We start from the raw sequence: 22,033 nt of genomic DNA on the forward strand, positions 1-22,033 counted from the left end.
CTTATGGGGGCGTCGCCATGCTTTTCAACGAACCGGCCTTCCTGTTTGGCTTCCTGCCTGTCACGCTGGCGGGCTTTTTCATCATTGCCGCGCTGGGCCGGACGCAATTGGCGCTGCTTTGGCTCGCCGCGGCCTCTCTGTTCTTCTATGGCTGGTGGCGCCTGGATTTCCTGCCGCTGATGCTGGCCTCTCTCGTTTTCAATTTCGGCATCGGCCTGCTGCTGTCGAGGCAGCCGCGCCGTTGGCTTCTGGTGCTCGGGATCGCCGCCAATCTCGCGGCGCTCGGCTGGTTCAAATATTCCGGCTTCCTTGCCAGCCTGATCAACGACACGGCGGGGCTGGGCCTGCCGGTGCCGCAGGTCATCCTGCCGCTGGCGATCTCCTTCTACACGTTCAACCAGATCGCCTATCTGGTCGATGCCCATGCCGGCGAGGCGCGCGAAACCAGCTTCACCCGCTATGTCCTGTTCGTCACCTTCTTCCCGCACCTGATCGCCGGCCCCATCGTGCATCACCGCGAGATGCTGCCGCAATTCGCCTTGCCGGAGACCTACCGGCCGCAGCTTCAGCCCCTCGTCCTCGGCCTGGCCGCCTTCGCGATCGGCCTGTTCAAGAAAGTCGTGATCGCCGATCCTCTGGCGCCGCTGGCTGCCATGGCCTTCGGGCCGGCGGCGGACGGCAGCGCACCGCATTTCCTCGATGCGTGGCTGGGATCGATCGCCTTCTCGCTGCAGCTCTATTTCGATTTCTCCGGCTATTCCGACATGGCGATCGGGCTGGGCCTGATGTTCGGCATCATGCTGCCGATCAATTTCGCTTCCCCCTACAAGGCGGCCAGCATCATCGAATTCTGGCAGCGCTGGCACATGACGCTGACGCGCTTCCTGACCGGATACATCTACAATCCGATCGTCATGGCGCTGACGCGCCGGCGCGTGCAGGCAGGCAAGCCGCTCCTGAAACGCTCCGCCCCCACCCTCGGCCCCTTCCTGGTGCTGCTCGCCCTGCCGACGCTGATCACCATGGGCCTGGCCGGCGTGTGGCATGGCGCCGGATGGCAATTCGTCGTCTTCGGCCTGCTGCACGCGCTGCTGCTGATCGTCAACCATGCCTGGCGTGCCCTGCGGCAGGCACTCGGCATCCGCTCGCGCCTGGGCTGGTTCGGTCACGCCACCGGCGTGCTCGCCACCTTCCTCGCCGTCACCGTGACGCTGGTCTTCTTCAAGTCGTCCAGCCTGGATCAGGCGCTGCAGGTGGTCCGCGGCATGGCCGGCTTCGGCGGCGATCTGCCTTACGGCCTCGTCCTCGGCGGCATCGATCCGGCAACGATGAATCCCTTCCAGCTCGTCGCCTGGCGCCTGTTCACTTCGCAGGGCGCGCTGATCTGCATCGCTCTCGCCGTCGTATGGCTGCTGCCCAACACGTCCCGCTATCTCGAACTGGTCCGGGAGGCGCTGGCGCAACGCCCCGCATCGGGCGATGCGGCACCGGCCGGCGCCCTTCGTCAGGGCTGGGCCGCACTGATGCCGCAACGGGCCGGCCTGATCGAAGGGGGCGTCATTGGCGTGCTGCTGGGGATCGCCCTGTTGCGGGCGGCCTCCGTCGCCCCCACGGAATTCCTCTACTTCACCTTCTAGTCCGCTTTTGGGGAGGCTGTGATGAAGAGGTTCGCGCTAGGAATCATCGCCGGTTGCATCGGCGTCCTCGGCGGCCTGGCTGCCAGCTACGCGGCGCTGGCCCTGCTCTGGCCCGACAGCTTCCCCGCTCCGCCGCTCACGCGCGAAGCCGGGCTCGACGAGAAGCTGCGTTTTCTGCGCGAGCATCCTCGATTGGATCCGACGATCCTCGCCGTCGGTTCCTCGATCACCTGGCGCCAGGTCGCCGGCACGCCTTTCGAGCGGCTCGCCGGCGGCCCGGGCCGTTTCCTCAACGGCGCCACCGGCGGCCTGCAGATTCACCAGACCCACGATCTGCTCGACTTCTACCTGGATCATTACCCGAATGTCCGGTCGGTGCTGATCCTCACCGGCCTGCCCGATTTCGCCGACTGCACCAATGCGCCGGCCGCCATGCTCAATCATGCCGCCGCCGCCAGCTATGCCTTCGAGCGATGGCCTTCAGCCTATTTCTATCTGCGGTATTTCGCGCCGCAGCGCTTCATCCGCACCGCCATGACCCTGGCCGAACGCCGCAAGCCCCTGATCGGCGATCTGTATCTTGACGCCGACGGCGCCGCGCCGCTGCAGGTTCCGGAAGCGATGCAGCGCGGTCTGCGCTATCAGCAGATCGACACCGATGCGGCCTGCATCGACGAAATGGCCGGGATTTCGCGCGACCTGACGAAACGCGGCATCCACCTCGTGGTGGTATTCCCGCCGGTCAATCCGCTCTATCAGCAGACCTACCCCGATGCCATCCCGCAGATCTGCCGGATCGCCGACCGCATCGCCCAGCAAACCCGCGGCTTGGACATCCGCTTGCTGCTGCTGCCCGATGACGGCGAATTCGACGAGACGGATTTCTTCGATGCGTTCCACCTGCAGAACACGGCCGTCCAGAGGCTGTCGGCGCGCATCGCCAGCGAGATGGAGCATGCCTCGCGGCTCGGTGCGATAAAGCAGGTCGGCACAATTCCGGGCGAAGCCAGGAAGGCGTCCGGCTTCGACCGCTCCTGCCTCAATCGCAGGAACGAACACCGCCAGGAGGCCTTGTCGGATGCTTTCGCGGGATAAGGTCTAGCGCCGCGTCACTGGCGCGCGGCTCGCCACGCCGCTGCCGGTGGCCGGCGAAACGGTCATGTCGACTTTCGAGCCATAGAGCGTGCTGCGCGTGATCAGGATGGACGCCACCCGGTCGCCGGCGCCGGAAAGATAGGTGAGCTGACTGGTTTCGGCGCGGACCACCGCAACTTCGGTCCAGCCATGATTGACCATTTCCTGCCGGATGAAGTCGAACATGCTGTCGGCGGAAGAGTTCACCGAATAGGACAGGCGGCCGATCCAGCGGTCGCCCTCGCCCAGAATGATGGTACGGTTGGCATCCAGCGAATAGCCTTCGGGCAGCGCAATACCGGAAATCTGCGGCGGCGGGCCGCCCCGGTTGGCACTGGAATCGGGCGGCGACGTACTGCCCCCGCCCAGGATCATGCCGCCTTGGCACCCGGCGAGCGTCAAACTCGCCGTCATCAGCGCCAACTTGACCCAATGGCTCCGCGCACCCCTCACCGGCCTGTCTTCCCCCAACCCGAAAGCGAATCACTTGAGGGGTTATTTACCATACTTGTCCGGGCAAGTCGCCTTAACCTTGTCTCGACCGCCAATTTGTTTTAAATTTAAAATAAATTGCGTGGAGGCTTCTCGGCGTGACATCGGCTCCTGCACAGCAAGCGGCACCGCGCCGCGCCGGCGCTTCGGGACTGCATGGCCGCCATGTCCTGATCACGGGCGCCACGCGCGGTATCGGCTGGGCGATCGCGCAGGCTTGCGCCGCCCAGGGCGCCAGGCTCAGCCTGACGGGCCGCGACGCCGCCCTGCTGTCGGAGCGGCGCGCCACGCTGGCCGCCGACCACGCCATCTCCTGCGCGGCCTTTGCCGCCGATCTCGCCGATCCGGCGAATGCTTCGGCGATGGTGGCCGATGCCGTCGCCGCGCATGGCGCGGTCGATGTCCTGGTCAACAATGCCGGCGCGGGCAGCAGCCAGCCCTTCGCCAGGATGACCGCGGAGCATTGGGACGATGCAGTGGCGATCAACCTCTCCAGCGTCTTTCATGTCACCCGCGCCGCAATCGCCGGCATGCTGGAGCGGCGCGCCGGCCGGATCGTCAATATCGCCTCCACGGCCGGATTGACCGGCTATCCGTATATCGCCGCCTACGCCGCCGCCAAGCATGGCGTGGTCGGATTGACGCGCGCCCTGGCGGCGGAATTCGTCGCCAGCGGCATTGCCGTCAACGCCGTCTGCCCGGGCTATGTCGAGACGGAAATGACCAGGGCCACGATCGACAACATCGTGGCGAGGACCGGCCGCAGCGCCGAGCAGGCGCGCGCCGAACTGACCAGGCACAATCCGCAGGGCCGGCTGATCCAGCCGGATGAAGTGGCCGACACGGTCCTGTGGCTGGCCGGGACAGCCAGTCCATCGATCACCGGACAATGCATCGTCGTTGCCGGCGGAGAAATCATGCCATGACGGAAGCGAGGAATTGACCGGATGAGCGAAGCCCGCCCGATGCCGCAGCCGGCGAACGACCGCGAGACGGCCGTCAGCCGCGACGACAAGCTGGAACTGCGGCTGTGGCTGCGGCTGCTGACCTGCTCGAACCTGATCGAACGCAACGTGCGTAGCGCCCTGCGCGAGAAGTTCGACACCACCTTGCCCCGCTTCGACCTGCTGGCGCAGCTCGACCGGGCGCCGGACGGCCTGACCATGAGCGAGCTGTCGGCCCGTATGATGGTCTCGAACGGCAATATCACCGGACTGACGGACCGCCTCGTCGAAGAAGGCCTCGTCAGGCGCACGCCGTCCGCGCGCGATCGGCGCAGCAGCCATGTCGGCCTCACCCCGGCCGGCAAGAAGGCCTTCGATGCGATGACGCCCGAGCACGAAGCCTGGATCGACACGATGATGGCCGGCCTGAGCCGCCAGGAGATGCAGCAGCTCTTCCAGCTGCTTGGCAAGCTCAAGGCCTCGGTACTGGAGAATCTCGGCGACAGGGGAGCTGAGCCGTGACGCTGGCGAAGGATTTCAAGCCGCAGCATTTCGGCTGGGCGGTCGATGGCAAGGTGGCGACGATCACCCTCAATCGGCCCGAGCGCAAAAACCCGCTCACCTTCGATTCCTATGCCGAGCTGCGCGATACCTTCCGCACACTCGGGGATACCGGCGCGATCAAGGCCGTCGTCCTCACCGGCGCCGGCGGCAACTTCTGCTCTGGCGGCGACGTGCACGAGATCATCGGCCCGCTGGTGAAGCTGAAAGAGTCCGGCGACATGGCCGGTCTGCTCGCCTTTACCCGCATGACCGGCGATCTCGTCAAGGCCATGCGCCATTGCCCGCAGCCGATCGTCGCCGCGGTGGACGGCGTCTGCGCTGGCGCGGGCGCGATCCTGGCCATGGCCTCGGACCTGCGCATCGCCACGCCGCGCGCGAAAACCGCCTTCCTGTTCGTCCGCGTCGGACTGGCCGGCGCCGATATGGGCGCCTGCAACATCCTGCCGCGCATCGTCGGCAGCGGCCGTGCCGCCGAGTTGCTGTTCACCGGGCGCAGCATGAGCGCCGAGGAAGGCGAGCGCTGGGGCTTCTTCAACCGCCTTGTCGCCCCCGAACAGGTGCTGAGCGAGGCGCAGGCCCTGGCGAAGGAAATCGCCGATGGGCCGACCTTCGCGCATGGCATCACCAAGACCTGCCTGCATCAGGAATGGTCGATGGATCTCGACGCCGCCATTGAGGCCGAGGCGCAGGCGCAGGCGATCTGCATGCAGACCGAGGATTTCGCCCGCGCCTACCGCGCCGTCGCCGCGAAGCAGAAGCCGGTTTTCGAGGGCAACTGAAATGGCCGATCGCAGCTATCTGACCTGGCCGTTTTTCGAGGATCGCCACCGCGAGCTGGCGAAGACTCTCTGGGCCTGGGCCGGGCAACATGCGGCGCATCACGACGATAGCGAGGACATCGACGGCGTCTGCCGCAATTTCGTCCGCCAGTTGGGCCGGGACGGCATCCTTGGACTGACGGTGCCCAGGGATGGCGGCGGCACGCATGACAGGCTCGAAGTCCGCTCGCTGGCGCTGGCCCGCGAAATCCTCGCCTATCATAACGGCCTGGCGGATTTCAGCTTTGTCATGCAGGGGCTCGGCTCCGGCCCGATCAGCCTGTTCGGCACGCCCGAGCAGAAACGGCGCTGGCTGCCGGCCGTGGCGCGCGGCGAGGCAATCGCCGCCCTGGCGATGTCGGAGCCCGATGCCGGATCGGACGTCGCCAATATCGCCACGACGGCCGTGCCGGACGGCCAGGGCTATCGCCTCAACGGCGCCAAGACCTGGATTTCCAACGGCGGCATCGCCGATCAATACACCGTCGTGGCGCGGCTCGGCGACGCCCCCGGCGCCAAGGGCCTGGCGGTCTTCGTCGTCGAAGCCGGCACGCCGGGCCTTTCCGTGCCGGAACGCATCGAGGTGATCGCGCCGCATCCGCTGGGCCGGCTCGAATTCAGGGACTGCGTCATTCCCGCCGCCAACCTGATCGGCCGGCCGGGGGACGGCTTCAAGATCGCCATGAGCAATCTCGATGTCTTCCGCTCGACGGTCGGCGCCGCGGCTCTGGGCTTCGCCCGCCGTGCCCTGGACGAGGCACTCAGGCGCGTGCAGGAACGCAAGGTCTTCGACCGCAAACTTGCCGATTACCAGCTTACGCAGGCCAGGATCGCCGACATGGCCACCGAAATCGACGCTTCGGCGCTTTTGATCTACCGCGCCGCCTGGACCAAGGACATGGGCGCCGCCCGCGTCACCCGCGAAGCCTCGATGGCCAAGATGTATGCCACCGAAGCGGCGCAGCGCGTGATCGACGCCGCCGTGCAGCTCTGGGGCGGGCTGGGCGTCACCAAAGGCAACATGGTCGAAAGCCTCTATCGCGAGATACGCGCCCTGCGCATCTATGAGGGCACCACCGAGATCAACAAGCTGGTGATCGCCGGCCAGGCCTACGCGGCATTCGCAGCAGAGGGCCAAACCGGATGAAGCTGCTCGAGCCGCTGACCATCAATGGCATGACGCTGCCCAACCGGGTGGCGGTGCCGGCGATGGTGACGCGGCTTTCCGGCGAGGACGGCTTCGTCAACCGGGACATCATCGATCGCTATGTCCGCTATGCCGAGGGCGAAGTCGGCCTGATCGTGGTGGAAGCGACCGCCGTGCACGGCAACAAGTCCGGGCCCCTGCTGCGGCTGTCGTCGGATGAATTCATTCCCGGCCATCGCGATCTGGTCCGCCGGGTGCACGATGCATCGGCCTCGAAAATCGTGCCGCAGATCATCCACTTCCTCAAAGTCGCGCGCTCCGGCTGGCGGCAGACCATCGACACTCTGAGCACGGACGACATCGAGCGCATCATCCAGCAGTTCGGCGCGGCAGCCGCGCGCGCCCGCGAGGCCGGCTATGACGGCGTCGAGCTGCATTCCGCCCATGCCTATACGCTGGCGTCCTTCCTGTCGCGCCGCAATCCGCGCCGCGACGAATATGACGGCCGCATGCTGGAGGGCCGGCTCGCCATGTTCGGCCGCGTCATGCACAGCGTGCGTCGCCAGGTCGGCAATGACTGGCCGGTCGGCGTACGCTTCCTGGCCGAGGAGGCGATCAAGGAAGGCTATACCGTCGAGGATGCCAAGCTGATCGCCCTGCGCATGGCGCAGCTCGGCGTCGATTACATCTCGCTGTCGGTCGGCGGCAAATTCGAGGACGCCATCCATCGGCCGGGTCAGCCGCTTTATCCCTATACCGGCTATTCCGGCGACCGCTGCATGCCGGGCGACTGGTATCCGCCGCTGCCGCATGCCCATCTTGCGGCAGCCATCAAGCAGTTCATCAATGCCAAGGGCTTCACCCTGCCGGTGATGTCGGTCGGCAAGATCAATGCGCCGGGCGATGCCGAACATCTGCTGCAGAGCGGACAGGCCGACATGATCGGCATGGCGCGGCAATTGCTCGCCGATCCCGACTGGGTGAAGAAGCTTCGCACCGGCCGCAGCGATCAGATCGTTCGCTGCATCTATTGCAATGTCTGCAAGCAGCTCGATGAGAATTTCAGGGAAGTCACCTGCTTCCTCTGGCCGAAGGGATTGCGGCAGGCGCCACCGGACGCGGTGGACGGCGCCGGGCCGCGCTGGCCGGAGGGCGGCGCCGGCCTGACGGCGGTATTCGAAAAAGGCCAGGTCAGGCTGAGCTGGGCGAAAGCCGAAGCCGGCGCCGCACCGATTGCCGGCTACAACGTCTATCGCGCCGAGGATGGCGGCGAAGCGAGAGTCACCGAAGCCGTCAAAACCACCAAGCATGCCGACCGCACCGTGCTCGGCGGCCTGCGCTATACCTACTATATCCGCGGCCACGATGCCGCCGGACGCGCGACCCCGCCATCCGAAGCGGTGCGCATCGACCTCCCCTGTCCGAGTGCCGAACCCGCCTCTCTTTCGCCAAAGGTGCACCATGCCCAGCACTGAGAGATACCGTTTCGAGCCTTCTGCTCATGTCGACACCTTCGCCCGCGCCCATCTGCCGCCGCAGGATCAATGGCCAAAGATGCTGTGGGACAGCCTGCCGGAATTGCGGGCCTATCCGCGCCGCATGAACTGCGCGCGCGAATTGCTGGACCGGCAGGCGGCAAAATTCGGCAATCGTCCGGTCATCCACTATAACGACGAGATCTGGACCTATCAGAAGCTGCTGCAGACGGCGAACCGGATCGCCCATGTGCTGGTCGATGATCTCGGCGTGAAGCCGGGCAACCGCGTGCTGCTGCGGGCGCCGAACAATCCGATGTATGTCGCCTGCTGGTTCGCGGTGATGAAGGCCGGCGCCATTGCCGTCGCCACCATGCCGCTCTATCGCTGGCGCGAATTGACCTACATGGCCGACAGGGCCGAGATCGAGGTCGCGCTGTGCGATTGGCGGCTGCGCGAGGAGATGGAAACCACGCTGCGGGAATCGCGGCACCTCAAACGCTGCGTCTATTTCTGCGGCGAGGGAGACGGCACGCTGGAAGCCCGCATGGCGGCCAAGCCGGCGGAGTTCGACACCGTCGATACCGCCTGGGATGACGTCTGCCTGATCGCCTTCACCTCCGGCACGACCGGCCCGGCCAAGGGCTGCATGCATTTTCACCGCGATGTGCTGGTGATCTGCGACACCTTCGGGCGCCACGTGCTGCGGCCTGGCCAGGACGATATCTTCACCGGCAGTCCGCCGATTGCCTTCACCTTCGGCCTCGGCGCGCTCGTCACCTTCCCGATGCATGTCGGCGCCTCGACCGTGCTGGTCGAGCAATACAATCCGCAGAAGATGCTGGAGACGATCCAGGCCAAAAAGGTGACGGTGCTGTTCACGGCGCCGACCGCCTACCGAACAATGACCGATTTGGTGCCGGACTACGACATCTCATCCCTGCGCAAATGCGTCTCGGCCGGCGAAAGCCTGCCGCGTCCGACCTGGCAGGGCTGGTACGAAGCGACCGGCATCGGCATCATCGACGGCATCGGCTCGACCGAGATGCTGCATATCTTCATTTCGGCGGCAGGCAAGGACATCCGGCCGGGCGCCACCGGCAAGCCGATCCCCGGCTTCCAAGCGCGCGTGGTCGACGACAGCGGCGAGCCGGTCCCGCCCGGCACGATCGGCAGGCTGGCGGTGCGCGGACCGACGGGGTGCCGATATCTGGACAATCCCGAGCGCCAGGCCGCCTATGTCCAGGATGGCTGGAACGTTACCGGCGACGCGTATCGATGCGACGAAGACGGCTACTTCTGGTATCAGGCCCGCACCGACGACATGATCGTCTCGGCCGGCTACAACATCTCCGGACCCGAAGTGGAAACCGTGCTGATGCTGCATCCTCTGGTGCAGGAATGCGCCGTCGTCGGCGTTCCGGACGCGCAGCGCGGCCAGCTCGTCAAGGCTTTCGTCGTGCTGCGCGACAAATCCAGGGCCGATGCCGAAACGGCGAAGAGCCTCCAGGATTTCGTGCGTGCGGAAATCGCACCCTACAAATACCCGCGGGCCATCGAATTCATCGACGCCCTGCCGCGCACCCAGACCGGCAAGGTGCAGCGCTACTTGTTGCGCCAGACGGGCTTCGCGGAAAAATAGATCGTTGCCGGAGAATTAGTTTGCGATTACAACTTTTCGGCAGGGACGATCACGACGCCAGCCGATTGCTCCCGGCAGCAGGCCTTGGCTAGAGTGATCAGAGGGAGGCAAAGCCGACACCGGAGACCAACCGACTGCGGCTGCGCCGTTTGGCGTATAAGAAGGCAGGCCGTTCAGGTCCTGCTTACAGAGGGAGAGAAGCATGAAAGCGTCCAAGTTGCTCCGCATGGCTGGTGCAGCCGCACTGGCTGTTGCGCCCTTCGTCACGGCCTCCTTGCTGGCAGGGCCGGCGGAAGCGCAGGCCAAGAAGATCAAGATCGGCTTTGTCACCACGCTGTCCGGGCCGAATGCCGCCTACGGCAAGGACATGAAGAACAGCTTCGAACTGGCCCTCGACCACATGGGCCGCAAGATGAACGGCATCCCGGTCGAGGTCTTCTATGAAGACGACGAGCAGAAGCCGGAGGTCGGCAAGCAGAAGACGGAAAAGCTGCTGCAGCGCGACCGTGTCGATTTCGTCACCGGGTACATCTGGTCGAACGTGCTGCTCGCCTCCTACAAGCCGGTGGTCGACAGCAAGACCTTCCTGATCAGCGCCAATGCCGGTCCGTCGCAGCTGGCCGGGCCGCAATGCAACCCGTATTTCTTCGCCGCCTCCTGGCAGAACGACCAGAATCCGATGGGCGTCGGCGAGCTGCTGAACCAGAAGAACGTCAAGAACCTCTACATCGTTGCGCCGAACTACGCCGCCGGCCAGGACATGGCGAATGGCGTGAAGTCCACCTTCAAGGGCAAGGTGGTCGGCCAGGACATGACCAAATGGCCTGACCAGCTCGACTTCTCCGCCGAGATCTCGAAGATTCGCGCGGCCAAGCCGGATGCGGTCTACGTCTTCTACCCCAGCCGCTGGGGCGTGCAGTTCCTCACCCAGTACAGCCAGGCCGGCCTGAAGAAGGAAATCCCGCTCTACTCCGTCTTCACCATCGATGCGGTGACGCTAAAGCTGCAGAAGGACCTGGCGCTGGATACCTATTTCGGCCTGTTCTGGGCGCCCGATCTGCCCTATGCGGCCAATACCAGGTTCGTCAGCGATTACAAGAAGAAGTATAAGGACACGCCGACCTTCTACGGCGCGCAGTCCTACGACGCGGCCAACCTGATCGCTTCGGCGGTTGCGGCGACCAAGGGCAACCTGAAGGACAAGGACGGCCTGCGCAAGGCGCTGGAGGCCGCGAAGTTCGATTCCGTGCGCGGCCCGATGAAGTTCGGCCCGAACCACTTCCCGATCCACGCGATCTACCAGCAGGAAGTCTACAAGGTATCCGACAACGAGTACGACATCCGCACGATCAACAAGATCGTCGACAACCTGCAGGATCCGCACGCCAAGGACTGCAAGATGCATTGATCGGGGCTAGCCCCTGCGTTCCGGGGCGTCGGGAGGCTGCGGCCCCTTGACGCCCCGTTTCTATATGTCAGCTTCGCCCTGCCATGATCCTTCTTCTCGTCGAGCAATTCCTGAACGGCCTGCAGACCGGCCTGTTGCTGTTTCTGCTGGCGGCGGGCCTGACCCTCGTCTTCGGGATCATGGATCTGGTGAACCTGGCGCATGGCTCCCTTTACATGATGGGCGCCTACTTCGCCGCCGTCTTCACGCAGTGGACCGGCAATTTCTTTCTCGGCGCCTTGCTGGCGCTGCCCGCCGGCGCGCTGCTCGGCATCGTCACCGAGGTCATCGCGCTGCGCACGCTTTATACCCGCGATCACCTCGATCAGGTGCTCGCCACCTTCGGCCTGATCCTGTTCTTTAACGAACTGGCGCGGCTGGTCTTCGGCGTCGGCGGCATGGCGATCGAGCTGCCCGCCTGGCTGGAAGGCCAGGTCGAGGTCCTGCCCGGCCTGCCCTATCCGACCTTCCGCTTCCTCATCATCGTCGTCGGCCTGGCCTGCGCCTTCTTCCTGTATTACCTGGTGCAGCGCACGCGGCTCGGCATGCTGATCCGCGCCGGCGCGTCCAACCGCGAGATGGTCGGCGCGCTCGGCATCGACATCAAGCTGCTGTTCACGCTGGTCTTCGGCCTCGGCTCCGGCCTGGCGGCGCTGGCCGGCCTGATGAGCGGCCCGATCACCACCGTGCAGATCGGCATGGGCGACAACATCCTGATCCTCGCCCTGGTCGTCATCGTCATCGGCGGCATCGGCTCGATCCGCGGCGCCTTCATCGCCGCCGTGATGATCGGCATCATCGACACGATGGGCCGCGCCTTCCTGCCCGATATCCTCGGCAGTTTCCTCAGTCCCGCCGATGCCGGCACGCTCGCCCAGGCGCTCTCGTCGATGCTGATCTACATCCTGATGGCCGGCGTGCTCGTGCTTCGCCCCGCCGGCCTCTTCCCGGCGCCAGGCCGATGAAACCGACCGCCATGATCCCCGTTTCCAAGCTGCCCTTCAAATCGCCAGTCACCACGATCACCGGGCTGGTCCTGCTCGGTCTGCTCGCGCTGGTGCCGCTGGCCAGCGAAGTGTTCGACGATCCGTTTCTGCTGACGCTGTTCACCCGCATCGTCATCATGGCGCTCGCCGCCGTCAGCCTGAATTTCATCCTGGGCTATGGCGGCATGGTCAGCTTCGGGCATGCCGCCTATATCGGCATCGGCGGCTATGCCATCGGCATCCTCGCCCATCACGGCATCCGCGAAGCCTGGATCCAGTGGCCGGTGGCGTTGATCATGTCGGCACTGGCGGCGCTGATCATCGGGCTGCTGTCGCTGCGCACCCGCGGCATCTTCTTCATCATGATCACGCTCGCGCTGGCGCAGCTCGTCTATTATCTCGGCAACGGCGCCTATGCCTATGGCGGCGACGACGGCCTCACCATCCTCGAGCGCACCGATTTCGGCGGCATCATCGACGTCAACGACCGCATCACCCTTTATTACCTCTGCTGGACCCTGCTCGCCCTGGCGCTCTATCTTTGCTACCGCGTGATCAACTCGCGCTTCGGCATGGTGCTGCAGGGCGCCAAATCGAACGACCGCCGCATGGCAACCCTCGGCTATCCGGTCTTTCGCTACCGCCTGACCGCTTTCGTCATCGCCGGCGCCGTCTGCGGCCTGGCCGGCGTGCTGACGGCGACGCAGGCCGACTTCGTCAGCCCCGCCATGATGCACTGGACCCGCTCGGGCGACCTGATCGTCATGGTCGTGCTGGGCGGCATGGGCAGCCTGTTCGGGCCTCTCTTCGGCGCGGTCAGCTATCTGATGCTGGAGGAAATCCTGTCCGGCTGGACGGAATACTGGAAGATCGTCTTCGGCCCGATCCTGCTGCTGGTGGTGATCTTCGCCCGCGGCGGCATCGACGGGGCGTTGGCGCGCGGGGCCGCCGGCTATCTCATCGCCGGCGCGGCGGCTTTGTTCCTGATCTATGGCGTCCACTCGGCCTACGAGGATGCATGGCTGGTGCCGGTGCTCATTCTCGTCGCCGCCTGCATCCCGGTGGCGCTGCTGTGGCGGCGGCGCCGGCGCAGCCTGCATGGCGGAGGCGATCATGCTTGAGCCGGTGCTGAAGGTCGAGAATCTGGTCAAGCGCTTCGGCGGCCTGGTCGCCACCGACAACCTCTCGCTCGACATCCGGGAGGGCGAAATCCATGCCGTGATCGGTCCGAACGGCGCCGGCAAGACCACCATGATCAGCCAGCTCATCGGCGAGCTTCGCCCCGATGCCGGCAGCATCCAGTTCATGGGCAGGGATATCACCGCGACGCCGGTGCATGCGCGCTCCCATCTCGGCATCGCCCGCTCGTTTCAGATCACCTCGATCTTCCTGAACTTCACCGCACTGGACAATGTCGCGCTGGCCGTGCAGGCGCATGACGGGCATTCCTTCCGCTTCTGGGCCGATGCCCGCCGCGATCCGCGGTTGCGCGAGCCGGCGATGGCCGCGCTCGAGCAGGTCGGCCTCACCCATCGCGCCGGCACCATCGCCAGCGCTCTCAGCCATGGCGAGCACCGCCAGCTCGAAATCGCCATGGCGCTCGCGACCAAGCCTAAGCTGCTGCTGCTCGACGAGCCGATGGCCGGCATGGGGCCGGAGGATTCGGCGCGCATGGTGGTCATGCTGCAGAAGATCAAGGGCAGCATCTCCATGCTGCTGATCGAGCACGACATGGATGCCGTCTTCGCCCTGGCCGACCGCATCACCGTGCTGGTCTACGGCCGGGGCATCGCCACCGGCCAGCCGGAGGAGATCCGCCGCAACGAACAGGTCCGCCAGGCCTATCTCGGCGATGAGGGGCTGGCGGGATGACGGCCATGACCAACCTGCTGCAACTCGAAAGCGTCGATACCTTCTATGGCCGCAGCCAGGTGCTGTTCGGCATGAGCCTGTCGATCGCCGCCGGCGAAGTGGTCACGCTGATGGGGCGCAACGGCATGGGCAAGACCACCACGATCCGCTCGATCATGGGTCTGACCCCCGCCGCCCAGGGACGCATCCGTTTCCAGGATGCCGAAATCCGCGGCCTGCCGGCCTACAGGATCGCCAAGATCGGCCTCGGCCTGGTGCCGGAGGGCCGGCAGATTTTCCCCAACCTGTCGGTGCGGGAGAACCTGGTCGCCACCGCCGCCAACCGCCGCAATGCGGCCCAGCCCTGGACCTACGAACGCGTGGTCGAACTGTTTCCCCGGCTCGCCGAGCGCGCGAATAACATGGGTAACCAATTGTCGGGCGGCGAGCAGCAGATGCTGGCCATCGGCCGCGCCCTGATGACCAATCCGCAACTGTTGATTCTGGACGAGGCGACCGAGGGCCTGGCCCCGCTGATCCGTCAGGAAATCTGGTCCTGCCTGGAGCGCCTGAAGGGGGCCGGCCAGGCGATCCTGGTGGTGGATAAGAATGTCGAGGCGCTGACCCGGCTGGCCGACCGCCATTACGTGATCGAGAAAGGCCGGGTGGTCTGGCAGGGCGATTCCAATGCTCTTCTGGCGGCCCCGGAAATCCAACACCGCTATCTCGGTATTTGATTCTTGCGAACAGCCATTGCCAGAGGCAGCGCTTCCCAGCAAACTATGGCCTGAGTAGCGGGCGGGCGCTCGGGGGGCTGGGATGTATCACGATGACCTGCATCAGGCGGCCGAATTCGCCCACGCGGCGGTGGCCAGCATGGCGCGTTTCTCGATTCCCCCCACCCCGATCAACTTCACCATCTGGTACGAATACCATGCCGGCCGCGACCCGGCTCTGAGCCACGCCATCGACTCGCTGCTCGGCAGCCAGACGCCGTTCACGCCGGAAACCACGCTGCAGCTGTATGAGGAATTCCTCAATCCGGCGCGGATGCTGCGCGCCTCGCGCGAGACCACCGAAAAGCTGGCATCGGCCATGGAGGAGCTGCGCCATTTCATCGGCGCCGCCGAGGAGGACACCCGCGCCTATGGCGACAAGCTGGAGCATTTCTCCGGCAAGCTCGACAGCCAGGTGCAGGTGCATTCCGCCCCGGCGCTCGGCTCGCTGGTCGGCGCCATCCTGCAGGAAACCCGTAGCATGCAGGAGCGCAACCAGTCGCTGGAAGACCGGCTGGCCGAGACGACGGCGGAAGTGCAGCTCCTGCGCGAGCATTTCGAGCAGGCGCGCCGCGAGGCGCTGTCGGATGCGCTGACCGGCCTCGCCAACCGCAAGAATTTCGAGCAGACGCTGACGCTGTTCGCCAAGATGGCGCAGGATACGCATGAACCGCTGGCCCTGATGCTGATCGACATCGATCATTTCAAGCTGTTCAACGACCGCCACGGGCATCAGACCGGCGATACCGTCCTGCAGCTCGTCGCCCGCACATTGAGCGACAATGTGAAGGGCCAGGATCTGGCCGCCCGCTACGGCGGCGAGGAATTCGCTTTGCTGCTGCCGCGCACCCGCGCCGACCAGGCGGTGAAACTCGGCAACAACCTGCGCAACCTGGTCAATGCCCGCAAACTGGTGAAGCGCCATTCCGGCGACGAGCTGGGGCGCATCACCATTTCCGCCGGCGTCGCCGAATACCGCCTGGGCGAAGCCTTGAGCAGCTTCGTGCAGCGCGCCGACGCCGCGCTCTACGCCGCCAAGCGCCAGGGCCGCAACTGCGTCGTTGCCGCAACGGAAAGCGGCAGCGGAAAAGCCGCGGCGGCTGTTCTGCCCGGCTGAGAAATCGGCTAGCGTTCGTCTCCGGCAAGGGAGAGAAACGCATGGCCTACGAGACCCTCCTGGTGGACAAGCGCGGCGGCATCGCCACTGTCACCTTAAACCGACCCGACAAGCTGAACGCGATCACGCCAACGCTGATGCAGGAATTGCTGGCGGCGCTGAAGGACATCGAGACCGACGGCACCTCGCGCTGCCTGATGCTGACCGGCGCCGGCCGCGGCTTCTGCTCCGGCGCCGACCTCACCGGCCGCGACGTGAACCAGGACAGCGCCGACCGGCCCGATCCGGGCGCCACCCTGCATCAGAACTATCATCCCACCATCCGCAAGCTGGCGAGCTATCGTCTGCCGATCGTCTGCGCTGTCAACGGCCCGGCCGCCGGGGCCGGCATGAGCCTGGCGCTGACCGGCGACATCGTCATCGCCGCGCGCTCGGCCAGCTTCCTGCAGGCCTTCGCCAATATCGGCCTGGTGCCCGATGCCGGCAGCACCTATTTCCTGCCGCGGCTGGCCGGCACGGCACGCGCCCTGGGCATGACCATGCTGGGGGAAAAGCTGCCGGCCGAAACCGCCGCCGCATGGGGCCTGATCTGGAAATGCGTCGACGACGAGGCGCTGCTGGAGGAAGCCGGCAAGGTGGCGGCGAAATTCGCCGCCGGCCCGACCGTGGCCTATGGCGAAATCCGCCGCCTGGTCCGCCAGTCCTGGTCCAACAACCTTGATACCCAGCTCGAGCAGGAGGCGCTGTCGCAAAGCGTCGCCGGCCGCAGCGACGATTTCATCGAGGGCGTCGCCGCCTTCCTGCAGAAGCGGCCCGCCAGATTCACCGGAAAATGACCAGCCAGAAGAAAACCCCGCAGGAGCTGGCCGACCTGATCGGCAGGACCGCCGCCCAACGCGATCTCGCGGCGCGCCGGCTCGGCATCGAGTTGGTGGAGATGGGCCCTGGCCGGGCCGTGCTGCGCATGACGGTGCAGCCGGATATGGTCAACAGCCACGGCACCTGCCATGGCGGCATCATTTTCACGCTGGCCGACAGCGCTTTCGGCTATGCCTGCAATTCCTTCAACCGCAACAGCGTCGCCCAGCATGCCAGCATCGAATTCCTGCGGCCGGTCATGCCCGGCACGGAGCTGACCGCCGTGGCCGAACTGCGCTCCACCACCGGGCGCAGCAGCATCTATGACATGACCGTGAGCGACGCGGACGGCAACGCGGTCGCCCTGTTCCGCGGCTTGGCGCGGACCATATCCGGAGAAACCGTTCCCGGCCTGACGCCGCCCGATGGAGCTTAGCATGGCACACCTGAACACCGCGCCCAACCTTGCCGACCCGGATGCCTTCTTCGCCGCCGTGGTCAAGATGACCGAAGGCCTCGACGACCGCGCCGCCCAGACGGCGATCTCCAAGCTGGTGCTGCTGCTGGCCAACCATATCGGCGACGAAGCCGTGCTGAAGGAGGCGATCGCCATCGCCCGCGGCGCACGGGACGAGGCGGCGTGACGGCCCGGAAAGGGCGGCTTTCGCTCAGCGCCGCCGTCTGCCGGCGCTGAGCGCGGCCCGGCGCGAGGGCGGCGGCACGGCTGCCTTGGCCAGACGGGCGACGCCCAGCGCCCGGCGGGCCCAGACCAGCGCCTCGTCGGCATCGTCGACCAGTTCCGCCGGCATCTGCCAATAGCTCATCACCACCGGCTTGCCGTTGGCCCGATAGACATACGGCCCGCAGCCATGGGCCTCGAACGCCTTGCGGCTCTCCTCGTCGGCCTTGAGATAGATCGTATCATCCACGACCAGGCCGAACATTACGCCGCGGCAATAGATGCCGGCGCCGCCGAACATCCTGCGCAGGCTGACCCCGCCCAATGGCGCGAAGAGTTCCTGAACGAATGCGATGAAGTCGTGACTCGCAGTCATGGCGCCGCAGCCTAGCCGCACAGGCCGTTCCGGCCAAGCGGGCGCTTTGACGGAAAAAAGGAAAGCCGTTAATTTCCGCCCGATGGGGATGGGGTCCCCTCGATAACCGCCGCTGGCCCGATGCCGGTCGCCGCTGGCCCGATGCCGGTCGCCGATGGCCCCTGCCGCGGCGATCCGGCGGCGGGAATTTGCTCGAGGCTTCCGTCACTGCCGTATCAGCTTCAGCGTGCCGGTCGGAGGCGAGGCGACGATGGATGGCGCATCGAAAAAGCCCGGCGCATTGCGCGCCCTGCCGCGCGGCATCTGGGCGCTCGGCCTCGTCTCCGGCTTCATGGACATGTCGTCCGAGTTGATCCATAGCCTGCTGCCGCTCTTCCTGGTCGGCACGCTGGGTGCCAGCGCCGCCAGCCTCGGGCTCATCGAAGGAATCGCCGAGGCGACCGCCTCGGTGACCAAGGTTTTCTCCGGCGCCCTGAGCGATTGGCTCGGCAAGCGCAAGCTGCTGGCGATCGCCGGCTACGGCCTGGCGGCGCTGACGAAGCCGTTCTTTCCCCTGGCCCATACCATCGAGGCGGTTTTCTTCGCGCGGTTCGCCGACCGCCTCGGCAAGGGCATTCGCGGCGCGCCGCGCGATGCCCTGGTGGCCGACATCACGCCTCTGCATTTGCGCGGCGCCGCCTATGGCCTGCGGCAATCCCTCGACACCGTCGGCGCCATTATCGGGCCGCTGCTCGCCATGGCCGCGATGGCCCTGCTGTCGGGAGACTTGCGCGGCGCCCTGTGGGTCGCCGTCCTGCCGGCCTTCATGGCCGTGGCGCTTCTGGCCTTCGGGGTGAAGGAACCGCAAGCCCCGGTCGGCGGCGGGGAGGCCAGGACCAGGCTGCGCCTCGACGATATCGGACAGCTATCCGGCGGCTTCTGGCTGGTGGTCGGCATCGGCGCTTTGATGACGCTGGCCCGCTTTTCCGAGGCATTCCTGATCCTGCGCGGCGCCGATGCCGGATTGGGCATGCAATATGCTCCGCTGGTCATGGTGGTGATGAGCGCCGTCTATACCCTCTGTGCCTATCCTGCCGGTGCGCTGAGCGACGAATGGGGCCGCCGCCCCCTGCTGTTGCTGGGCATGGCGGCGCTGGTCGCCTCCGATGTGGCGCTGGCGCTGGCGCGCGAGCCGATCCTGCTGTTTGCCGGCGTCGCTTTCTGGGGCCTGCATATGGGACTGACCCAGGGGCTGTTCGCCGCCCTGGTCGCCGATACCGCGCCGCTGCGGCTGCGCGGCACGGCCTTCGGGCTGTACAACCTGATCAATGGCGGCGCCCTGCTGGCCGCCAGCGTCATCGCCGGCGCGCTCTGGGACCGCATCGGCGCATCGGCCACTTTCTGGGCCGGCGCCGGTTTCACCGCAGCCTCGGCGCTCGGCCTTTTGCTATTCTACCGCGATCCGAATCCGAGGCCGCAACGCAGGACCACAGAATGACAGCCTACCTTTCCATTGCCCTGGGCGGCGCCCTGGGCAGCATGGCGCGCTACTGGTGCTCCGGCTTCGTGGCGGAGCGCTTCGGCGAAACCTTTCCCTGGGGGACGCTGGTCGTCAATGTCGCCGGCTCCTTCATCATCGGCTTCTTCGGCACGCTGACCGGCCCGGATGGCCGCCTGCTGGTCGGCACCTCGACGCGGCAATTCGTGATGGTCGGCATCTGCGGCGGCTATACCACCTTCTCCTCCTTCAGCCTGCAGACCTTGAATTTGATCCGCGACGGCGAGATCGCCCAGGCCGGCGGCAACATCGTCGCCTCGGTGGCTCTCTGCCTGATTGCCGTCTGGCTCGGCCATATCGCCGCGGCCAGCCTGAACCAGATGAAAGGAGCCTGAACCATGCAGCTCCCCCAATCCGCCATGCTGCTCCGCGTCTTCCTCGGCGAGGACGACAGGCATGCCGGCAAACCGGCCTACGAAGCCATCGTGCTGAAGGCGCGCGAACTGCATCTGGCCGGCGCGACCGTGCTGCGCGGGCCGATGGGCTTCGGCCATTCCAGCCGGCTTCATACCGCGAAGATCCTGCGGCTTTCGGAGGACCTGCCCTTCGTCGTCGAGATCGTCGACGCCGAGGACAGGATCAACGCCTTCCTGCCGGAGCTGGACAAGATCATGCAGGGCCATAGCGGCCTGGTCACCCTGGAGAAGGTGCAGGTGCTGCGCTACGGCACGGCGGGCCAGCAGGCGGGATAATTCCGCCGCCTAAGCGGCAAGGATCGCTGCGACGTCGGCGATCTCCACCTGCTCGCTCAGCCGCTGATGATAGAAGGCCAGCAGCGCGTCGTGGGTTTCGTCGACCGAGCTGCAGAGCGCATCCTGCACGACGATCACGCGATAGCCATGGTCGATCGCCCCCAGCACGGTCGACAGCACGCAGATATCGGTTTCGGCGCCGGAGACCACCAGCGTATCGATCCGCCGCCCCTGCAGATGCTGCAACAGTTTCTGCCCGGTGAAGGCCGAATAGACCGGCTTGTCGATGATCTCGGCCGGCGGCACGAAGCCCTGCAGCGGCGGCAACAGCTCGAACAATTCGGGCTGCTCCGCCAGCCCGCGCCAGCGCCGGAAATAATGCTGCCACAGGCCGGGCATGGCGGCCGGCTGCGGCGGCAGCACGAAGCGCGTGAACACCGTCGCGTGGCGGAAATGCTCGGTCAGCTCGATCAGCTTGGGCACGATCTGCATCGCCCAGGGCGCGTGCCACGGGCTGCCCGGCCCCAGCAGATTCTGCATGTCGATGCACAGATGGAGCGTCGATTGTCCGAGCGGGCCATGCCGCAGCATATCGGTCATGGCCAAGCAACCGCATCGCCGCCGGCTTTGTTCCGCCTCAGTCGATCCTGACCAGGCGCAGGCGCAAGGCGTTGCCGATCACGCTGACCGACGACAGCGCCATCGCGGCAGCCGCGATCACCGGCGACAGCAGCCAGCCGAACACCGGATACAGCACGCCGGCCGCGATCGGCACGCCGGCCGCGTTGTAGACGAAGGCGAAGAACAGATTCTGCCGGATGTTGCGCATGGTGGCCTGCGACAGGCGGCGGGCGCGCAGGATGCCCTGCAGGTCGCCCTTCAGCAGGGTAACCCCCGCGCTCTCGATCGCCACATCGGTGCCGGTGCCCATGGCGATGCCGACATCGGCCGCCGCCAGGGCCGGCGCATCGTTGACGCCATCGCCCGCCATGGCCACGGCGCGGCCGCTTTTACGCAGGCGCTCGACCACCGCGCTCTTGCGTTCAGGCAATACATCGGCTTCGACATCCGCGATCCCGAGGCGCCGCGCCACGGCTTCGGCGGTGGTGCGGTTGTCGCCGGTCACCATGACGACGCGGATGCCCTCCGCCTCCAGCGCCTTGAGGGCGTCCGGCGTCGTCTCCTTGACCGGATCGGCGATGGCGAGAAGGCCGGCGATCCGGCCATCCACGGCAACGAAGATCGCGCTCGCGCCGTTGCGGCGCAGCGCGTCGGCCTGGGCGGCGATCGGCGCGGCGTCGATGCCGCGCTCGGCCAGAAAGCCGGCATTGCCGATGACAACCGCGCGGCCATCCACCCTGCCCAGCACGCCCTTGCCGACCGGACTGTCGAAATCGGCGGCTTCGGACAGGGCCAGGCCCCGCTTCCCGGCCGCCCTGACGATGGCCTGGGCCAGCGGGTGCTCGCTGCCCCGTTCCAGGCTGGCCGCGAGGCGCAGCAGCTCGGCTTCCTCGAATCCATTCGCCGGCCGGATGGCGATGACGTCTGGCTTGCCTTCGGTGAGCGTGCCGGTCTTGTCGAGCACGATGGTGTCGATCTTCTCCATGCGCTCCAGCGCCTCGGCATTCTTGATCAGCACGCCGCATTGCGCGCCGCGACCGACGCCGACCATGATCGACATCGGCGTCGCCAGGCCGAGCGCGCAGGGGCAGGCGATGATCAGCACGGTCACCGCCGCCACCAGGCCGAAGGCGAGGCGCGGCGGCGGCCCGAACAGCGCCCAGGCGGCGAACGCGACCAGCGCGATGGCGAGCACCGCCGGCACGAACCAGCCGGCCACCCGGTCGGCCATGCGCTGGAT

24 protein-coding genes are annotated in these 22,033 nt (G+C 66.2%); 20 read left to right on the forward strand and 4 right to left on the reverse strand.

Translation table 11 applies throughout. The features are described from left to right. Positions 1-17 precede the first annotated feature (17 nt). Both VF194_RS05740 and VF194_RS05745 read left to right on the forward strand, forming a co-directional pair. A complete protein-coding gene (locus VF194_RS05740; RefSeq protein WP_330888925.1) occupies positions 18-1,637 on the forward strand; it encodes an MBOAT family O-acyltransferase in 1,620 nt (539 codons plus the stop codon). Positions 1,638-1,658: 21 nt separating this feature from the next. Further along, positions 1,659-2,732: a hypothetical protein gene (locus VF194_RS05745; protein WP_330888927.1), complete on the forward strand. Its 1,074-nt coding sequence runs from the start codon at positions 1,659-1,661 to the stop codon at positions 2,730-2,732. A gap of 3 nt (positions 2,733-2,735) precedes the next feature. On the opposite strand, the gene VF194_RS05750 is transcribed toward VF194_RS05745, so the two are convergent. Next, positions 2,736-3,185 carry a hypothetical protein gene (locus VF194_RS05750; RefSeq protein ID WP_330888929.1) on the reverse strand — a complete coding sequence of 150 codons (450 nt, stop codon included), beginning with the start codon at positions 3,183-3,185 and terminating at the stop codon, positions 2,736-2,738. Between the two features lie 176 nt (positions 3,186-3,361). Here VF194_RS05750 and VF194_RS05755 point away from each other — a divergent pair, with 176 nt between their 5' ends. From VF194_RS05755 to VF194_RS05825, 15 genes are all read left to right on the forward strand, one after another. Beyond that, positions 3,362-4,189, forward strand: a complete 828-nt coding sequence (locus VF194_RS05755; protein WP_330888930.1) for an SDR family NAD(P)-dependent oxidoreductase — start codon at positions 3,362-3,364, stop codon at positions 4,187-4,189. A gap of 21 nt (positions 4,190-4,210) precedes the next feature. Further along, positions 4,211-4,729, forward strand: coding sequence for a MarR family transcriptional regulator (locus VF194_RS05760; protein ID WP_330888932.1), 519 nt, complete (start codon positions 4,211-4,213; stop codon positions 4,727-4,729). Next, positions 4,726-5,550, forward strand: a complete 825-nt coding sequence (locus tag VF194_RS05765) for an enoyl-CoA hydratase family protein (protein WP_330888934.1) — start codon at positions 4,726-4,728, stop codon at positions 5,548-5,550. The genes VF194_RS05760 and VF194_RS05765 overlap by 4 nt, the downstream gene beginning before the upstream one ends. A gap of 1 nt (position 5,551) precedes the next feature. Continuing rightward, a complete protein-coding gene (locus tag VF194_RS05770; RefSeq protein ID WP_330888936.1) occupies positions 5,552-6,736 on the forward strand; it encodes an acyl-CoA dehydrogenase family protein in 1,185 nt (394 codons plus the stop codon). After that, positions 6,733-8,211, forward strand: a complete 1,479-nt coding sequence (locus VF194_RS05775) for an NADH:flavin oxidoreductase (RefSeq protein WP_330888938.1) — start codon at positions 6,733-6,735, stop codon at positions 8,209-8,211. The genes VF194_RS05770 and VF194_RS05775 overlap by 4 nt, the downstream gene beginning before the upstream one ends. Continuing rightward, a complete protein-coding gene (locus VF194_RS05780) occupies positions 8,198-9,853 on the forward strand; it encodes an AMP-binding protein (RefSeq protein WP_330888940.1) in 1,656 nt (551 codons plus the stop codon). Before VF194_RS05775 ends, VF194_RS05780 begins: the two co-directional genes overlap by 14 nt. 202 nt (positions 9,854-10,055) lie before the next feature. Further along, complete coding sequence (locus tag VF194_RS05785) at positions 10,056-11,261, forward strand: ABC transporter substrate-binding protein (RefSeq protein WP_330888942.1); 1,206 nt, start codon at positions 10,056-10,058, stop codon at positions 11,259-11,261. 83 nt (positions 11,262-11,344) lie between these two features. Next, the gene (locus VF194_RS05790; protein WP_330888944.1) at positions 11,345-12,265 is read left to right on the forward strand and encodes a branched-chain amino acid ABC transporter permease; all 921 of its coding nucleotides are present in this window, start codon (positions 11,345-11,347) and stop codon (positions 12,263-12,265) included. Next, positions 12,262-13,407 (forward strand): branched-chain amino acid ABC transporter permease, encoded by a 1,146-nt coding sequence (locus VF194_RS05795; RefSeq protein ID WP_330888945.1) that lies wholly within the window; start codon positions 12,262-12,264, stop codon positions 13,405-13,407. Before VF194_RS05790 ends, VF194_RS05795 begins: the two co-directional genes overlap by 4 nt. After that, the gene (locus VF194_RS05800; protein WP_330888947.1) at positions 13,400-14,158 is read left to right on the forward strand and encodes an ABC transporter ATP-binding protein; all 759 of its coding nucleotides are present in this window, start codon (positions 13,400-13,402) and stop codon (positions 14,156-14,158) included. The genes VF194_RS05795 and VF194_RS05800 overlap by 8 nt, the downstream gene beginning before the upstream one ends. Positions 14,159-14,163: 5 nt before the next feature. Continuing rightward, positions 14,164-14,874 carry an ABC transporter ATP-binding protein gene (locus VF194_RS05805; protein WP_414656074.1) on the forward strand — a complete coding sequence of 237 codons (711 nt, stop codon included), beginning with the start codon at positions 14,164-14,166 and terminating at the stop codon, positions 14,872-14,874. An 82-nt stretch (positions 14,875-14,956) separates the two neighbouring features. Continuing rightward, entirely contained in the window at positions 14,957-16,030 is a 1,074-nt protein-coding gene (locus tag VF194_RS05810) for a GGDEF domain-containing protein (RefSeq protein WP_330888949.1), read from the forward strand. 41 nt (positions 16,031-16,071) lie between these two features. Then, on the forward strand, positions 16,072-16,866 hold the full coding sequence (locus VF194_RS05815) for an enoyl-CoA hydratase-related protein (protein ID WP_330888950.1): 795 nt from the start codon (positions 16,072-16,074) through the stop codon (positions 16,864-16,866). Then, positions 16,863-17,324: a hydroxyphenylacetyl-CoA thioesterase PaaI gene (paaI, locus tag VF194_RS05820; RefSeq protein WP_330888952.1), complete on the forward strand. Its 462-nt coding sequence runs from the start codon at positions 16,863-16,865 to the stop codon at positions 17,322-17,324. Before VF194_RS05815 ends, paaI begins: the two co-directional genes overlap by 4 nt. Before the next feature lies 1 nt (position 17,325). Then, positions 17,326-17,532, forward strand: coding sequence for a DUF2783 domain-containing protein (locus VF194_RS05825; RefSeq protein ID WP_330888954.1), 207 nt, complete (start codon positions 17,326-17,328; stop codon positions 17,530-17,532). 24 nt (positions 17,533-17,556) lie between these two features. Here the strand turns inward: VF194_RS05825 and VF194_RS05830 are convergent, their stop codons facing one another. Then, a complete protein-coding gene (locus tag VF194_RS05830; protein WP_330888956.1) occupies positions 17,557-17,943 on the reverse strand; it encodes a TfoX/Sxy family protein in 387 nt (128 codons plus the stop codon). 250 nt (positions 17,944-18,193) lie between these two features. Between VF194_RS05830 and VF194_RS05835 the strand changes: the two genes are divergently transcribed. Genes VF194_RS05835 through VF194_RS05845 form a run of 3 tightly spaced genes read left to right on the forward strand, consistent with a single transcriptional unit; the run spans position 18,194 to position 20,172 of the window. After that, entirely contained in the window at positions 18,194-19,420 is a 1,227-nt protein-coding gene (locus VF194_RS05835) for an MFS transporter (protein ID WP_330888958.1), read from the forward strand. After that, positions 19,417-19,815: a fluoride efflux transporter CrcB gene (gene crcB, locus VF194_RS05840; protein ID WP_330888959.1), complete on the forward strand. Its 399-nt coding sequence runs from the start codon at positions 19,417-19,419 to the stop codon at positions 19,813-19,815. Before VF194_RS05835 ends, crcB begins: the two co-directional genes overlap by 4 nt. Positions 19,816-19,818: 3 nt before the next feature. Further along, complete coding sequence (locus VF194_RS05845; RefSeq protein WP_330888961.1) at positions 19,819-20,172, forward strand: DUF190 domain-containing protein; 354 nt, start codon at positions 19,819-19,821, stop codon at positions 20,170-20,172. Between the two features lie 9 nt (positions 20,173-20,181). On the opposite strand, the gene VF194_RS05850 is transcribed toward VF194_RS05845, so the two are convergent. Continuing rightward, on the reverse strand, positions 20,182-20,772 hold the full coding sequence (locus tag VF194_RS05850) for an isochorismatase family cysteine hydrolase (protein WP_330888963.1): 591 nt from the start codon (positions 20,770-20,772) through the stop codon (positions 20,182-20,184). Between the two features lie 37 nt (positions 20,773-20,809). Next, the coding region (locus tag VF194_RS05855; RefSeq protein ID WP_330888965.1) for a heavy metal translocating P-type ATPase at positions 20,810-22,033 on the reverse strand (1,224 nt) is incomplete at its 5' end.

The organism is Ferrovibrio sp., from assembly GCF_036381655.1.
Classification (GTDB): domain Bacteria; phylum Pseudomonadota; class Alphaproteobacteria; order Ferrovibrionales; family Ferrovibrionaceae; genus Ferrovibrio.